The organism is Micromonospora sp. NPDC048986, from assembly GCF_040649335.1.
GTDB lineage: Bacteria > Actinomycetota > Actinomycetes > Mycobacteriales > Micromonosporaceae > Micromonospora > Micromonospora alfalfae.
Window position 1 is genome coordinate 1 of sequence record NZ_JBEZFJ010000023.1, and the last position, 16,080, is coordinate 16,080.

9 protein-coding genes are annotated in these 16,080 nt (G+C 68.7%); 1 reads left to right on the forward strand and 8 read right to left on the reverse strand.

The features are described from left to right. Positions 1-389: 389 nt before the first annotated feature. Both AB0B94_RS32095 and AB0B94_RS32100 read right to left on the reverse strand, forming a co-directional pair. Positions 390-1,229, reverse strand: coding sequence for a DUF4081 domain-containing GNAT family N-acetyltransferase (locus AB0B94_RS32095; RefSeq protein ID WP_196921561.1), 840 nt, complete (start codon positions 1,227-1,229; stop codon positions 390-392). A 5-nt stretch (positions 1,230-1,234) separates the two neighbouring features. Further along, positions 1,235-2,488, reverse strand: coding sequence for an MFS transporter (locus tag AB0B94_RS32100; RefSeq protein WP_357289385.1), 1,254 nt, complete (start codon positions 2,486-2,488; stop codon positions 1,235-1,237). A 112-nt stretch (positions 2,489-2,600) separates the two neighbouring features. On the opposite strand from AB0B94_RS32100, the gene AB0B94_RS32105 reads away from it, so the two are divergent. Beyond that, positions 2,601-3,194, forward strand: coding sequence for a PadR family transcriptional regulator (locus AB0B94_RS32105; RefSeq protein ID WP_357289388.1), 594 nt, complete (start codon positions 2,601-2,603; stop codon positions 3,192-3,194). Positions 3,195-3,372: 178 nt separating this feature from the next. Here AB0B94_RS32105 and ispG read toward each other — a convergent pair whose 3' ends face one another. The 6 genes from ispG to AB0B94_RS32135 all read right to left on the reverse strand — a co-directional run bounded on the left by ispG (position 3,373) and on the right by AB0B94_RS32135 (position 15,710). After that, complete coding sequence (ispG, locus tag AB0B94_RS32110) at positions 3,373-4,545, reverse strand: flavodoxin-dependent (E)-4-hydroxy-3-methylbut-2-enyl-diphosphate synthase (protein WP_112588507.1); 1,173 nt, start codon at positions 4,543-4,545, stop codon at positions 3,373-3,375. Positions 4,546-4,554: 9 nt separating this feature from the next. Next, positions 4,555-5,805: a site-2 protease family protein gene (locus AB0B94_RS32115; protein WP_357289392.1), complete on the reverse strand. Its 1,251-nt coding sequence runs from the start codon at positions 5,803-5,805 to the stop codon at positions 4,555-4,557. Next, the gene (dxr, locus tag AB0B94_RS32120; protein ID WP_357289395.1) at positions 5,805-7,016 is read right to left on the reverse strand and encodes a 1-deoxy-D-xylulose-5-phosphate reductoisomerase; all 1,212 of its coding nucleotides are present in this window, start codon (positions 7,014-7,016) and stop codon (positions 5,805-5,807) included. Before dxr ends, AB0B94_RS32115 begins: the two co-directional genes overlap by 1 nt. A gap of 89 nt (positions 7,017-7,105) precedes the next feature. Beyond that, entirely contained in the window at positions 7,106-7,333 is a 228-nt protein-coding gene (locus tag AB0B94_RS32125; RefSeq protein ID WP_357289398.1) for a hypothetical protein, read from the reverse strand. 12 nt (positions 7,334-7,345) lie between these two features. Continuing rightward, complete coding sequence (locus tag AB0B94_RS32130) at positions 7,346-7,918, reverse strand: hypothetical protein (protein WP_357289401.1); 573 nt, start codon at positions 7,916-7,918, stop codon at positions 7,346-7,348. 10 nt (positions 7,919-7,928) lie between these two features. Beyond that, the gene (locus AB0B94_RS32135) at positions 7,929-15,710 is read right to left on the reverse strand and encodes a ricin-type beta-trefoil lectin domain protein (RefSeq protein ID WP_357289405.1); all 7,782 of its coding nucleotides are present in this window, start codon (positions 15,708-15,710) and stop codon (positions 7,929-7,931) included. Between the last annotated feature and the right edge of the window lie 370 nt (positions 15,711-16,080).

Sequence of the window (16,080 nt, forward strand, 5' to 3'; positions counted from 1 at the left end):
TTGAAGCAGGTCGACGGGTGGCAGGACATGCCCCTGACCGACGCCGCGCAGACCGTGCAGGTGTCGGCCTACCCGGACGCCTACGCCCAGTGGGAGCAGCAGGCCACCGACCTGGTTGGCCAGTACTGGAACAGCTGACCCGCACAACAGCACCACCGCGCGACACCGACCGCTGGCCGGCACCCGCAACCGGGGTGTCGGCCAGCGGTGTTTCCGTTACGTCCGACCGCCGGATCGTCGGGCCCGCAAGGCCGACGACCAGCCACCCACCGCCGGCCGCCGGTGCCGAGCGCCGGTCCCGAACGCCGGTCCCGAACGCCGGTGCCGAACGCCGGTGCCGGACTGGCGCGCGTCGGTAACGCGGACCGCCCGCAGCCAACCCGCAGCGGTCAGAAGAGGACGGTGGCCAGGGTGCCGATCGGCTGGAAGCCGCAGCGCTCGTAGACACGGCGGGCCGGGAGGTTGAAATCGTTGACGTACAGGCTGACGGTGGGGGCGACCCGTAGCAGCGCGTCGCGGACCACTGCTGCCATGGCGGCGGTGGCGATCCCCCGGCCTCGCCACTCCGGTGCCACCCAGACGCCCTGGATCTGCGCCGTCCGTTTGGTGACCACTGCCAGTTCGGCCTTGAACACGACCTTGCCGTCGATGATGCGGGCGTACGCGCGGCCGGTCCGGACCAGGTCGTTGACCCGCCGGCGGTAGCTGCGTCCGCCGTCCTCGGCCAGCGGGGAGACGCCGACTTCTTCGGTGTACATGGCCACCGCCGCCGGGAAGAGCCGGTCGACTTCGCCGGAGCGAACCTGGCGCACCTCCGGGTCGGCCGGTACGGGTGGCAGCGTGTCGGTGACCAGCAACGGCTGATTGGGGCGAACGTCTCGTGCTGGCCCCCACGTGTCGGAGAGGCGGTCCCACAGCCCGAGGACGGCATCGGCCCGGCCGACGATGGAGGAGCAGAGCCGCTCCTCGCCCGCGAGCAGGTCGGCGAAGGCAGCCACCGCTGCGTCACTGGCCAGCACGGGAGTGAGGTTGCCGCCGAGCCAGCAGAGTGACTCGAGGTTGCGGCGAGCCCCGTACCCCAGGATTCTGCCCTCGGCCCGCCACCACGAGAGTCCGCGCGCGGCGATCCGCTCGGCGACCTGCGCGCCCGCGAACGGGTCATGGTCGAGCAGTCGCTCGACCGCGCGCCGCTCCGATTCCCCCAGTTGGCGTACCGGCACCGTCAGCACGACTATCAGCCTGCCAGATCGGCACCCTGCTTCGCCGGTCGAGTGACAAGGCCGGCACCGGCTCCCTGCGGCCGGGTCCGTCCGGCCCACCGGACGACCGGGGGCACCAGGGCTCCGAGCAGGAGAAACAGGGCACCGAGTACGAGCCAGCCAGGTACGCCCCAGCCGAGCGCGAGGGTGGTCACCACCACCGGGGCGAGCATCTTGCCCAGTTCGTAGCCCATGCCGTACGCCCCCTGGTACTGCCCCTGGGCGTCCGCCGGTGCCAGCCCGAAGGAGATCCCCCAGCCGGCGGCGGAGTGCCACAACTCCCCGGTGACGTGCGCGAGCGACCCGAGGCCGAGCAGGCCCACCGCGCCGACGGTGGGCAGCGCACCGCTGGCGGCGAAGAGTACGCAGGCCAGGGCGATGGCCACGCCTGCTCGGCGGGCGGCGCGGGCGGCTCCGGGCAGGGTGGCGGCGGTACCCGCGGCGCGTACCTGAAGGAGCACCACCAGCACTGTGTTGACAAGCGTCAACGCGGAGATCATCCAGGCGGGTGCCCGGGTGTGGTCGGCGATCCACAGCGGCAGGGCGATGGTGAGCAGGCTGAAGTGCATCGACATCAGCCCGTCGACCAGTGTGAAGGCGAGGAACGGGCGGTCCCGTAGGGCGACCAGCCGGGGGCCGTGCGTCGGGGCGGCGACCGGGGCGACGGTGGGCAGTCGAAGGAAGAGCACCGCCGCGGCCAGTGATGTCGCCGCCGAGGCCAGGATCAGCGCGACGTACCCGGTTCGGGTGTCGGCCGCGATGGCGAAGCCGCCGAGGACTGCGCCGACGGAGATCCCGACGTTGGTGGTGGCTCGCAGGTAGGCGCGGGTGCGGACCCGCTGGTCGGCTGGGATCGCTCCGGCGATCAGCGCGCCGCGGGCACCTCGCTCGACCGCGTCGGCAAGCGCGGTGGCCGCTCCCACCAGCACGAACGTGGGGAACGACCGGACGGCGATCAGGCCGATGGTCAGGCTGCCGGCGACGAACAGCGCGCCTACCTGCACGCCGCGGGGGCCGACGCGGTCGGCCAGGTAGCCGCTCGGGGCGCTGGCCAGGACACCGACCAGGGCCGAGATGGTCAGCCCGATGCCGACCTGGGTGGCCGACAGGCCGACCGACCGGGTGAGGAAGAGCGCGCTGGCGACGAGCCAGAGACCCCGCCCGACGGTCTTGACCAGAGTGCCGAGGGTGAGGACCCGGGCTGGGCCCGGCGGGGGAAGCAGGCGCATGACCGACACCTTAGCAAGACGTACGTACGGTTTGGTAGATGCGGGTTGTCGGCGATGCATTGCCGATATATCGTTGATGCATCAGCGATAGTCCAAGGAAGGGAAGAACGCGATGAGGTTCCACCGACAGCACCACCCGATGCACGAGGCCCGGATGCGGGGATTCGGCTTCCCGCCGGTCCCGCCCGGTCCGCACGGTCATGGCCACGAGCACGGACACGGCGGCCCCTGGGGCGGCCGGGGCCGTGGACGGGGTCGGGGCCGACGCCCCAACGTCCGAGCCTCCGTGTTGGCCCTGCTCACCGAGCGGCCGATGCACGGCTACGAGATGATCCAGGAGATCGACTCGCGCACCGGCGGTGCGTGGCGGCCCAGCCCTGGTTCGATCTACCCCACCCTTCAGCTATTGGAGGACGAGGGCGTGATCGTCGCCAGCACCGAGGAGTCCGGTGGTGGGCGGAAGCGGTTCACTGTCACCGAGGCCGGTCAGGCCGAGGCCACCGAGGCCGCGCGGACCCCGCCGTGGGCGGACGTCGCCCAGGGCACGGTGAGCAGCTGGCACGACATCCGTGACTCCGGCGCGCAGGCGATGAACGCGCTGCGCCAGGTGATGATGAACGGCACCGACGACCAGCGTGAGCGGGCCGCCCAGGTGCTCGACGAGACCCGGCGCAAGCTGTACGCGATCCTCGCCGAATCCGAGTGACGCCAGCCGCACCACAGCGCACGTGCGCCAAAGCGCGCCAGGCCGCACCACAGCGCACGAGCACCAAGGGCGCCAGGCCGCACCAGCTACGGGCACCACATCGTACAAGCGCACGATCAGCACAAACGCACAGCGGCCGTTCCCCGCACGGGGAACGGCCGCTTTTCCAGATGGAAGGTCAGTGCACGGTGACGGTCGGGCCGGTGACCAGCCCGCGCAGCTCCTCGGGAAGCTCGGCACCCATCTCGTCGGCGATCCGCAGCGCCTCTTCGATCAGGGTCTCGACGATCTGGGCCTCGGGCACCGTCTTGACGACCTGCCCCTTGACGAAGATCTGGCCCTTGCCGTTGCCGGAGGCGACGCCGAGGTCGGCTTCCCGGGCCTCGCCCGGACCGTTCACCACGCAGCCCATGACGGCGACCCGCAGCGGCACCGGCAGCCCTTCCAGGCCGGCGGTGACCTCCTCGGCGAGCTTGTAGACGTCCACCTGGGCCCGGCCGCAGGACGGGCACGAGACGATCTCCAGGCCCCGCTCGCGCAGACCGAGGGACTCCAGGATCTGGTTGCCGACCTTGATCTCCTCGACCGGCGGGGCGGACAGCGACACCCGGATCGTGTCGCCGATCCCCTCGGCCAGCAGCGCGCCGAAGGCGACCGCCGACTTGATGGTGCCCTGGAACGCCGGGCCGGCCTCGGTGACGCCGAGGTGCAGCGGGTAGTCGCACTGCTCGGCGAGCTGCCGGTACGCCCGGATCATCACGACCGGGTCGTTGTGCTTGACCGAGATCTTGATGTCGCGGAAGCCGTGCTCCTCGAAGAGCGAGCACTCCCACAGCGCCGACTCGACAAGCGCTTCGGCGGTGGCCTTGCCGTACTTGCTCAGCAGGCGCTTGTCCAGCGACCCGGCGTTGACGCCGATCCGGATCGGCACGCCCGCCGCCCCCGCGGCGCGGGCGATCTCCTTGACCTTGTCGTCGAACTGCCGGATGTTGCCCGGGTTGACGCGGACCGCCGCGCAGCCGGCGTCGATCGCGGCGAAGACGTACTTGGGCTGGAAGTGGATGTCGGCGATCACCGGGATCTGCGACTTCTTGGCGATCGCGGGCAGCGCCTCGACGTCGTCCTGGGACGGCACCGCCACCCGGACGATCTGGCAGCCGGACGCGGTCAGCTCGGCGATCTGCTGAAGGGTCGCGTTGATGTCGGAGGTGAGGGTCGTGGTCATCGACTGCACTGACACCGGCGCACCGCCACCGACCGGAACCGAACCGACCATGATCTGGCGGCTGGCCCGACGGGGAGCGAGCGGCGGGGGCGGCACGGCGGGCATACCGAGACTGATAGCTGTCACTTCAGGCACTCACCTTGAGAAGAGCGTGATGGGGTTGACGACGTCCGCGGCGATGGTGAGCAGCGTGAACGCGCCACCGATCAGGATCACCACGTACGTGAAGGGCATCAGTTTGAGGTAGTCCACCCGGCCGGGGTCGGTCCGGCCGATCCGCGCGTAGACCCAGGAGCGGGCTCGTTCGAACCAGGCGATGGCGATGTGGCCGCCGTCCACCGGGAGCAGCGGCAGCAGGTTGAACACGCCGATGAAGAAGTTCAGCGACACGAAGAGCATGAAGAAGACCAGCCAGGCGTTGTTCTCCACCGCTTCCCCGCCGAGTCGGCTGGCGCCGACCACGCTGATCGGGGTGTCGACGTCCCGCTCGCCGCCGGTGAGGGCGGTCCACAGGGCGGGGACCTTCTGCGGGAGGCGCTGGAGCGCCTGGGCGGTGCCGACAGCCAGGTCGCCGGTGAAGTCGGCGGTGGCGCCGAAGGCGCCGACCGGGCCGTACGTCACGCGGGTGGGCGTGCTGGGGACGAGCCCGACGCCGAGCGCGGCCACCGGCACGGCGGTGCCGTTGGGGTCGTCGAGCGGCGGACGCTGGGTCTGCGCGAGCACGGTGCTGGTGGTGCCCGACTGCCCGTCGCGGACGTAGGCGATCTGCGCGGTGTCGCCCGGCTTGAGCCCGCGCAGCGTGGTGAGCAGGTCACCGTAGGAGTTGATCTGGGCGCCGTTGACCGAGGTGATCCGGTCGCCGTTCTTCAACTGCGCCTGGGCGGCCGGGCTGGCCGCGTCGGCGGGCGTGCATGCTCGCAGCGAGTTTTCCGGCACCACGCACTCACTGAGCCGGATGACGGCGGGCTCCTGGCGGGCCTGCGCGTCGGTGGTCGGGAAGTCGGGGTTGGGCAGGCCGGCGGAGACGGCGAGGATCCAGATCGTGACCAGGGCGAGCGCGAAGTGCGTGATCGACCCGGCGGCCATCACGATTGTCCGCTTCCAGACCGGGTAGCGCCACATCACCCGCGACTCGTCGCCCGGCTCGACGTCGTCGTCCTGCGGCGTCATCCCGACGATCTTGCAAAAACCGCCGAGCGGGATGCCCTTGAGGCCGTACTCGGTCTCGCCGCGCTTGAAAGACCAGATGGTGGGGCCGAAACCGACGAAGAACCTCGTGACCTTCATCCCGAACGCCTTGGCGGTCACCATGTGACCCGCCTCGTGCAGGCTCACCGAGATGAGAATGGCCAGGGCGAAGAGGACCACCCCGAGCAGGTACGACATCAAGCTCCTTCCACCGAACCCGCGATGATCTCCTGCGCGTGCGCGCGTGCCCACGACTCGGCCGCGAGCACGTCCTCGACGGTACCTGGTTCGTCGAAGTCCGGAGCCTCCTCCAACACCCGTTCGAGGGTGTCGACGATGCCGAGGAACGGCAGTCGGCCCGCCACGAACGCGGCCACGCACTCCTCGTTCGCCGCGTTGTAGATCGCCGGCCGGCAGCGCCCGGTCTCCCCGGCGGCCTTCGCGAGGGCGACGGCCGGGAACGCCTCGTCGTCGAGCGGCGCGAACTCCCAGCTGTGCGCGGCCGTCCAGTCCACCGCCGTGGCCGCCTCGGGCACCCGGTCCGGCCAGCCGATGCCGAGCGCGATCGGCAGCCGCATGTCCGGTGGGCTGGCCTGGGCGATCGTCGACCCGTCGACGAACTCGACCATCGAGTGGATCACCGACTGCGGGTGCACCATCACGGCGATGTCGGCGTAGGGCACGTCGAACAGCTCGTGCGCCTCGATCACCTCAAGCGCCTTGTTGACCATCGTGGCGGAGTTGATCGTGACGACCGGCCCCATGTTCCAGGTCGGATGCGCGAGCGCCTGATCGGGTGTGACCTGCGTCAACTCGTCGCGCCGCCGACCCCGGAACGGGCCGCCGCTGGCCGTGACGATCAGCCGACGCACCTCGCCGCGCGAACCGGAACGCAGACACTGGGCCAACGCCGAGTGCTCCGAGTCGACCGGGACGATCTGCCCCGGCCGCGTCACAGCGGCCTTGACCAGCGGGCCGCCAGCAACCAGCGACTCCTTGTTGGCAAGCGCGAGGGTACGACCACCGCGCAGCGCGGCCAGCGTAGGAGCGAGGCCCAGCGAGCCGACCACCCCGTTGAGCACGATGTCGCACTGCCACTGGGCCAGCTCGGTCATGGCGTCCGGCCCGGCCACGATCTTGGGAAGCTTGAAGTCACCGGTGGCCCACCCACGCCGGCTCGCCTCCGCGTAGAACGCGAGTTGCAGATCCTGCGCCGCGGACGCCTTGGCCACACCGACCGCCTCGACGCCCAGTTCGAGGGCCTGCGCGGCGAGCAGCTCGACGTTGCCACCGCCGGCACCCACGGCGACCACCCGGAACCGGTCCGGGTTGCGCCGGACGATGTCGATGGCCTGGGTGCCGATCGAGCCGGTGGATCCGAGCAGGACGAGGTCGCGGGGGGAAGTCACAGGCCCATTCTCCCCCACCCCCGCCGCACGCCCGCTGGGAGCCTCAGCCCACCCCCGCCGCTGCCGCCCGCCCTCGCTCCCGCCCTTGATCAACACCACCTCGCCGATCTGGCGGTGACACCGCTCCCCGATACCCCCACCTCGCCGACCTCGTGTCGATCAAGGGGTGACTCAGCCCTCCTCGCCCGGCTCCTCTCGTCCAGCAACTCGGCCGGGTCGATGGAGAACTCGAAGGGCTCCCGCATCGCGAAGGTGCTCCCCGCCGCAGCGGCGGCCAACGGCCGGTACTCGCCGTCGGACAGCTCGAGCAGGGCCATGGTCGGCAGTTTTCAGCGGGTTCCAAGAGCCTTCATGCCATTGCGGTAAAACATGGACTGCATTCCCGCCTCCTCTCGCACGTTGTCAATGAATTGAGGGCTGAAGCCTGCGGTCGACCCTGCCACAAGCTCAAAGACACGCGCTTGAGCGCGGAGCTCAAATGCGGCCCAAGATTGTTGGGAATCAGGCAAAGGCGCAGAGGCTCGATCCATCTCCATTGCAATCCGCAACGCCTGGCCGGCAATCGTGCAACACCGTTCGACATCGTCAACCGATCGATCAAGGAGGGTTGAAATTACATCGATGGCCGCCGCTGCTGCCTGAAACCCGGGGCGACTCGACGCTCGAATGCGTTCGGTGAACAGCCGGAAACTGTCCTTCAGGTGCATTTCTAGTGCACCGGACTGCGCAAACCCTGTCAACTCGCGCCATCTCAATTCCACCCCTTGCTTAGGGTCAAGGGTGTCAGTGGCGAATGGCCTGTCCAAACGCTCAAGAAAAATGGGAAGCAGAGAGGTGACCCTTGTAGCAGCCGCCACAGAAACAAGGAGCTCTTCGTTAGGTATAGACATAGCATCCCTCACGATCGTTCCTTCACCACCTAGCTCGAGTGGGGGTCACAATGCGCCCGCCAAGCCGTTCGATCAGCGGCGCACAGTAATCATCACAGAAGTCGCGACTGGCAATCAGAAGCTTCGGCTCGACTCCCAGATTCATCGCCTCAGTCAACAGCTTCCCTTCTGCATGATTACGGCCCAGCAGGTGAGGGTTGTCGCTCACTCGAGGCAGTCCTGGGTAGATACGGAACGCTTCATCTGCATCATCAAGTAAATCGATCTGACGATTGGAAATGTTGGATCTCGCCCCAACTGCGAAGAGGTCCACACCTTCGACGACGTGCAAGCCGCCTACAGTCCGGAACCCGGCTCCGGCTCCCATCTGTTCGGTGAGGGCATCGACCCTACCCTGCAGCGCGGCCGGGTCTTCGTCGCCTGAGGTGCCACAGTTGTGAACCAGGACCGGCATGGTCCCGGCGAGCACGTAGTACGTGTGGGTGTTGGCAACGGTGAGGTTGTGGACGGTGGCCGACGCGGTGCTCCAGCGCTCGATCGCCGTGATCTGCACGAGGGTTCCGGCGCTGGTTCGCAGCATCTGGCCGGATCGCAGGTCGGTGGCGTCGACCCACTCGTTCAGCTCCGGCACCCAGAACGGGTGCCCGTCGGTCGCGGTGACCTCGGCCGTGTCCGAACCCTGCTCACCGTCGGTGTCAATGGTGACCTTCACCAGGTGTTTGACACCCTCACCCTTGATCGAGGCGGCGACCGTCTCCACCTCGACCCGACCCGTCTCCGGATCAGTCACCTGGACCTTGTCGCCCGGCTTGACGTCCTCGACCGGCTTGGCCGACCCGTCGGCCATGAGCACCTTGGTACCGGGTACGAAGCTGTTTCCAGAAGTCTTGCAGGAGCCACCGCTGGAGCCGCCGTTACTACGTTCCGAGGCACCTGCTTTTCCGCCGGGCTTGGAGTCGCCCTTGCCGGCACCGGACTTCCCAGCACCGCTCGATTTGGCCGACGATCCCTTCGGGTTGCTCTTGGCCTGGGCCTGTTTCTGCGCCGGGTTGCCCGTCTTCTTCGAGGCGCTCGTCGCCTTGTTACTCGTCGTGTTGAGCTTGTCGGCGGCTTTTTTCTTTGCTGCCTGCGCGGCCTTCTTCGCCCGCTCGATCGCCAACTTCTTGGCGTTCAGCGCCGCTGTCTCCGCCGCTCGGACGGCCGCCAGAACCGCCTCAGCCGCCCGTTTCGCTGTCTTCCACGCCTGGATCGCCGCGATCGTCCGGTCGATCGCCCGGATCACGGCCGGGATCTTGCCGATCTTGCCCCAGGGGATCGCGCCGATGATCAGGCTGCCGCACGCCCACATGTCACCGCCGAAGCAGTTGATGGCGTCGTTGATCCCGATGAAGTCCTTCAGCATGTACCAGGCCGAATCGAGGATCACCGACATCAGCGACCGGCCCATGTTCGCCTGCGCCTGGGAGACCATCGCCGCCGACAGGCCCGCGCCAGCCAGCGCCGCAGCCGTCTCCGACGCGGTCAGCGCCACCGACAGACCCGACGGGTCCGAGTGGGTGACCGGGTTGTTGTGGGCGTACGCGTACCCGTTGGACTGGGCCGGGTCGGTCAGGTCCAGGACCGGGTCGGCGGAGAGGAACCGTCCCACTGTCGGGTCGTACAGGCGCGCGCCGAGCGGGGTGTAGCCGGAGGCGTCGTCGCGGACCGCACCGAGGAAGCCGGTGTTGCTCTGCATGTTGACGCTGAGCGGGGTGGTGCCACGCTGGTTGCCGAACGGGTCCTGCTTACGGATCCGCACCGGCATCGTCGTGTCGTGCATGCCGATCTCGGCGTACGTGCTGCCCTGGTGGTCGCCGGCGAGGGCCAGCAGGTTGGAGCCGGCGACGGCGCGGTTCGCGTAGCGGACCACGGTGCCACCCGGCGTGGCGTACGAGCGTTGGACGGAGATCTGCACCCCGCCCTGCTGCACGGTGAGCTGCGCGTCGCCCAGGTTCAGGGTCGCCTGGCGCTGTTGGATCGTCAGGAGACGGGTGCCGCCCGGCCCGTAGATGTGCCGGGTCTCGTCCTGCGCCTCCCACTGCTGGGCGGGCACGTTGGCACACGTGGCCAACACGATCGGCGTGCCATCGGCGGTCGCCGCGTCCTTGACGGCGACGCACAGCCCGGACGCGGTGTGCTTGAGCTGGCCGGTCGACAGGCGTTCCAGCTGCTGGCCCGCCGAGCTGTTGCAGGTCTGCACCGCGAGGACCGAGCCTGCGGTGGTGGCGGCCGGCTGGACACACCAGTTGTCGTACGCGGCCAGCGTGCCCAGGTTGGCGTTGCTCTGGTTCGGGGTAGCAGCGAACGCGAACTTCTGGGCGGGCGACTCGTTGCACGGGTAGAGCATGAGGGGCTGGTTGGGGGCGGCCAGTCCGTTGGTGAGGTCGAGGCACTTGTTGGCCAGACCGACGTACGGGCTCCTGCCCTTGGTGCCCGCACCGGCGATCCGATCGATCTGGCCGTCGTAGGTCCAGGACAGCGTCTGCTGGTCACCGTTCTGGATCGAGGTGACGGACTTCGTCTCGCCGGTCAGCTCGTACAGTCGCTCGGCCGCCGCGGTGACCGCGGCACCGGCCGGGGTGACGTAGTTCTTGGTCACCTTGGTGAGGGTCCGCGGCTGGCTGCCGTCGGTCTTGCCATAGGTGTACGAGGTGGTGGCGTCCTTGGCGGTGGCGCCGGTCAGGTCCTTCTCCACCAGCTTGGTGCGGTTACCGAGCAGGTCGTACTCGTACTCCTGCCAGTAGCCGGACTTGTCGGTGCCGACCGCGACGTTGAGGGTGCCGTCCGTGTTGATCGGGCCCGGCGAGCACTGCGCCTGGTTCTTGGCGGTCCAGGCCGTCTTCACCCGCCCGAGCGCGTACTGGAAGCACTGCCGTTCCTCGATGCCGGTCGCCTGCTCGCGGATCGCGAGGATGTTGCCCGCGTCGTCGTAGTTGTAGGAGCGGTTCGAGACGAGGTTCCCGCCGACGATGCTCTTGTCGCCGGTCTGCTCGCGGTAGACCTGCTGGCTGTTGAGGGCACCGCTGGCGTCGTCGTACGAGGCCATCGTCCACACCCGGTACGGCTGGGCGCCGAGGGTGGACCGCAGCACCTGCCCGTACGGCGAGTACACGGTCTCCGCGCCGTACCAGTCCTTACCGGACACCGAGAGGGGCAGACCGTCCTTGGTGTAGCGGACGAGAAGCTTCTCGGACGGGAGACTGCCGACGGCGGGGAGTGTGGTCGACTCGGGCAGACCGGTGTCGGTGTAGTTGTACTCGTAGGTGTAGGAGGTCCGCAGGCCCCACGTGTTGGCGACGGTCTGCGGCAGCGTGAGCGTCGTCGACGTGGGCTGGTAGTCGCTGCTGTAGCCGCCGACCGTCTGGGTGTACGGCAGACCGTCGGTGTAACGGGTGGCGCTGGCCGGCAGGCCCTTGCCGCCGGCGACGGTGTCGTAGGTGAACTCACCCAGGAGCGTGCCGGTGCTGCTGCCGAGCCGCTGAGACGTCGGGCGGGACAGCTGGTCGTACCCGTTCCAGACCGTGATGCCGCGAGCGTTGGTGGAGGTCAGCTGCCGGTCCCGGTGGTCGTACGTCATCCGGCTGGTGCCGGAGTCCGGGTCGGTGGAGGTCTCCATCCGGCCGCGCTGGTCGTAGGTCCAGGTCCACGGGCGGGTCGGGCTCGCGGAGTGCGTGGCCTGCGCGAGTTGGCCACGCGCATCGTGCTGGTAGCGCATCGTGGTGAACTCGGTGCGGGCGCTGTTGGTGAAGGTGTCGACCCGGGTGGTCCGGCCCAGGGCGTCGGTGAACAGCCGGTAGGAGGTCGCACCCGCCGGGTTGATCACCGTGGAGTGGTCGGCGCCGTACGCGTAGCGGGTGGCCCGGGTCGGCTGCTCGACCTCGGCCAGTACCGGCAGCTCCTGGGTCACCCGGCCGAGGCCGTCGTAGGTGTAGAGGGTGGCATTGGGTACGGGTGCCGGGTTGTCGGTATCCACGTACGGCGTGAACAGCTGGCCGTTCGGCGCTCCCTTGGCGAGGTAGGCGTTGTTGGTCCGCCACACCTCGCCGGAGCTGTTGTAGTGGGTGTCGGTGATCAGCCGGCCGCCGCCGGTGGCCTCCTCCTGGGTCTGCCGTTCGCGGCCCAGGCCGTCGTAGATGGCGACGGAGGTTTGGATGCGGTTCTCGTGCCCCCGGCTGAAGGTGGTGATGTACGGCGGCTTCCCGGCGGGCACTGTGTACTGGGCCCGGAAGTCCGGTACGGACGTGGACGACGGGGTGCGTCCAGGTCCCCACGCCTCGACGAGGCGGCCCAGCGCGTCGTACTTCGCCTCACTGACCCGGTCGTTCGGGTCGGTGGTCTTGACCGTGACGGCGCGGCCCGGATCCAACTCCCGGATCTGCCTGTGCCCGAGCGAGTTCTCCTCGGTGACGCTGGTGGCCTGGCCGGTGGCCGGAGTGTAAGTGATCTTGGAGGTCTTGCCGTCCGGGTCGGTGCTGCTGACGACGCGACCGATGGCGTCGAAGCCCGTGGTGCCGTCGTTCTGGAAGCCGGAACCGTCGCCCTTCAACGACCAGGTCTGGCTCGCCAGCCCGCGGGTCGAGGCGCCGAGCGCGACGTCGTACGCCTGCCCGTCGTAGGCGACCCGGCCCGCGGAGCTCAGCGTCTTCAGGTCGTCGAAGTTGGCCGCGGCGCAGGTCGTCGGGCTGGTGCGGATCTGCTTGGTCAACCCGATGAGGTTCTTGTCGTCGCGGTGCAGGTACTCCATGAAGGTGCAGGACTCGTCGCCGGTCTTGCCGGTGTCACCGAGGGACTCGATGTACGTGGGCAGGCCGTGGGTCGCCTCGTGGGTGGTCTTCGTCTCGACGGTGCGCAGGGTGCGAGTGTCGTCACCGGTGCCGGAGGACCTGGTGTACGAAGCCTGCCGGGGCTCGGTGACCCGCCATGCCTGCAGAGGGCTCAGGCCGTCGTCGCGCGAGCGCGTCGCGAGTTCCTGCGCGGCGGGGAACGTCACGCTGCGGGTGAGCCAGTCGCCGTCGGCGTCGGCCGCGTCGGCGTACGTCAACTCCTCGGCGACCCGGCCGGCGAACGCCTCATGGTCCTTGGCGATCTCGGAACCGGTGGAGTCCTTCACCGAGACGGTGTCGCCCAGGCCCCGGAAGTACCGGGTGACGGACTTGCTCCGCTTGCTGCCGATGTCGGGGTCGTCGGCACCGGTGATGACGGTGACCTTCTCGACGCCGGCGAACTGGGAGTACGTGCGGGTGGACTTCTTGGTGAACTCCTGCTCGGCGAGCCGCCATGCCGGCTTCTCGTACGCGTACCCGGTGATGGTGGTGTACGCGCCGTCCAGGTTGGGGAGTTCCTCGACGCTGTCGACGACGTACTTCTGGAACCAGTCGATCTCCTCGACCGCCGGGTCAGGATGCCAGAAGGCGGGGTAGCACAGCCTGTCGTTGGCCTTCAGCTCGGCGGTGTCGCCCTTGCCGGGCAGGCCGGTGCCGTCCTTGCAGTCACCCACCGGCGCCTTGTAGTTGATGACTGTCTCGCCGCCGTACTCGTTGATGACTCGAGCGATGCGCAGGCGGGAGAAGCCGGGGCGGTTGTCCCGCTTGACGCGGTTCGGCATCTCCTCGGTGTTGGACTCGAAGCGCACCGCGTTGAGCGCGATCTTGTCGCCGCTTCGGCCGTGTCCGGTACGGGTGATGGACTCCAGCCAGAGCGCGGTGTTGGGGCCGGTCTTGAGGATTGGGAACGACTGCTTGAGCTGGTACTCGTCCACGAGCTGGAGGGTCTTGGCCGACGTCCGCTGCGCCGACGTGGTGATCTTGTCGAGGCGCTTGCGGGTGAAGAAGGACGGCGAGGCGTTCCAGCACTTCTGGTCGGCGGCGCACCGCAGGTCCGCCGGAGTGTCGTACCAGATTCGGTACTTGTCGGGGTTGGTGCTGGCGAAGTTGCCGTCGGTGCAGGTGAGGGATCCCTCGGCGAAGCAGCGTTCCGCGACGCTGAAGGCGATTCGCGCCAGCGGCGCCTCGGAGAAGAGATTGTCCTTGCGCTGCCCGTAGTCGATGCGGGTCAGGTAGCCGCCACGGTCGTAGCTGACCGGGTCCTTGAAGTTGAAGTTCCGGGCGTAGTGGTTCGTCTCGCGTTCCCACCACAGGCTCATGGCGTTGCCGTGGATGTCCTCGACGTAGTCGAGGGACCACCGCCATGCCTCGGTGCAGACCGACCCGGCCCAGTTGCCCGCCTTGTAGCAGGGCTCATTCGCGTGGTTGCTGTACACCGGAACGGTGAGCACCGAGTTGGTGACCGGATCGTCCGCCGCGCTGCCCCGGTCGGACCAGCCCGGAAGGCGGTTGCGACCGAAGTGGTAGCGGGTGCCGTCCCGGGTCGTGACGATCCAGTACTCGCCGTCGGCGTCACCGTTCGCCAGGCTGGTGTCCTGCACCAACTGGACCTTGGAACCATCGCCGTTGGCAGTGAACCAGGCGTCCCTGCCCTCGTCCCAGACCAGTTCGGTCGTCATGCCGGCAAGTGACAGGGTGGCGTTCTTCGAGCCCCAGCAGAGGTCGGCGGTGCGGTGCGAGGAGTTGTTCGCACCCGGCTTCTTCGAGTCCTCGCGGCAGCTGGCGTAGCTGCGGGTGATCGCCCCCGCGCTGTAGTCCCAGCCGTCACCGATCCAGGAGGACTGGTTGTTGCTGGCGGAGGTGCGGCCGTCCACCGACTGCGAGGAGTACGACAGCGACACCTTCGGCATCAGGCCGGCGGCCGTCTCGGGGGTCTGTACCTGGTACGAGTAGGTGAAGGCGCCAGAGGACGAACCCGCGGCCCAGGAGCCCGAGGAGAGCAGCGGAGTGGCGGTGAAGTCGCCGGCCGCCGACGCTCCGGTGTCCAGCACGCCGACGACGCTTGAGCTTTCCGCCGCGGCGGCGCGTGCGCCCGCCGCACCTTGTGCGCCGAGCAACGCGCCCACGGGCACCTTGCCCGTGACGACCCGCTGCGTCGGCTCGTCCGCGGTGGCCGCGACGCGTGCCGAGGCCCGCTTGGTGGGCACCAGCTTCACCTCGCTGGACACCGCCTGGGCACTCGTCGCACCGGGTGCTGCCCACATCGTCCCGCTGTCGCCGGTGGCGCAGTCTCCACTGTCGGGGGCGTCGAAGACGCAGTCGGGCAACAGCATGACGCCGAAGCGGTCGGCCGCCTGCGGGCCGTACAGGTCGGCGAAGTCCGTGTAGTTGACGTCGAGAGCGACCTCGGCGGCCGGGTCGGCGGTGACCGGCGGGGTGATCTTCATGATCAGGCCCGACACGCTGGCCGCCTGGGACGCCTCGGGTGCGGCGAGATCGACGGTCCAGGTTCCGGCGAGGGCAGCCGGGTCACCACCCGCCGGCACGCCGAGGGCGACCGGCAGGTCGTCGACCTGCTTGGTCGCGCCGGCCTCGACGCCGGTCAGGTCCACGGCGCCGCTGTCCTGCTGCCACGGCGCGACGGACGTGGGCGCGTACGGAACGACCGGCACCTGGTCGGCGGTGAGCAGGTCCGAGTCGGCTTCCTGGTTCTGCAGGACCTGCTTGCTCTGCGGGATGTCCGGCAACTGGACCTGGGTGTCCTCGCGGCTCATGCCAGCGCCCGGCACCGCCCACGCCGGGGCGGGCACGGACGTCGCGACGAGTGTCGTGGACAGGAACAGCACCATCGCCGTACGGGCGCGGTGCCCCCGAGGGCGAAGCTGCTCCGTCGAGGTCCGTCGGCCATGCCACCGCCGGGACAGCAACCCGATACCACGCATACGTGTCGACTCCACCCAGGCGCAAAACGAACGAGGAGGCGCGGAAAACCGCGAAAAAGCACGTGCCGGATCGGCACGTGCGTGAGCACTCTGCGGTAGACGGAGTCATCACTCAAGGCCAGCCGAGCATCACCGGATCGACGTCGCGTGATCTGGGTCACGCCGCCATTGGTGATCAGTTAGTTGCGGATGGCAATAATCGGGCTTGCGGGAAAATCGCCCCAGCCGCCCCCGAATCGGGCTGGCAAAACGTACACAAGATCAAATTACGCATGAACCCCTGGCGACTTCAGGGCGTTGGGTAACGGATCGATAACGTTGCTCGGGCGGACGAAAAAGACTCACGTCATGCGATCGTGTGCTCGCGTTT

Coding starts and splice junctions, on each gene's coding strand:
- AB0B94_RS32100 (WP_357289385.1), bottom strand. CDS start 2,488: ATGCGCCTGCTTCCCCCGCCGGGCCCAGCCCGGGTCCTCACCCTCGGC.
- AB0B94_RS32125 (WP_357289398.1), bottom strand. CDS start 7,333: ATGGCCCTGCTCGAGCTGTCCGACGGCGAGTACCGGCCGTTGGCCGCC.
- AB0B94_RS32135 (WP_357289405.1), bottom strand. CDS start 15,710: ATGCGTGGTATCGGGTTGCTGTCCCGGCGGTGGCATGGCCGACGGACC.
- AB0B94_RS32105 (WP_357289388.1), top strand. CDS start 2,601: ATGAGGTTCCACCGACAGCACCACCCGATGCACGAGGCCCGGATGCGG.
- AB0B94_RS32115 (WP_357289392.1), bottom strand. CDS start 5,805: ATGTCGTACCTGCTCGGGGTGGTCCTCTTCGCCCTGGCCATTCTCATC.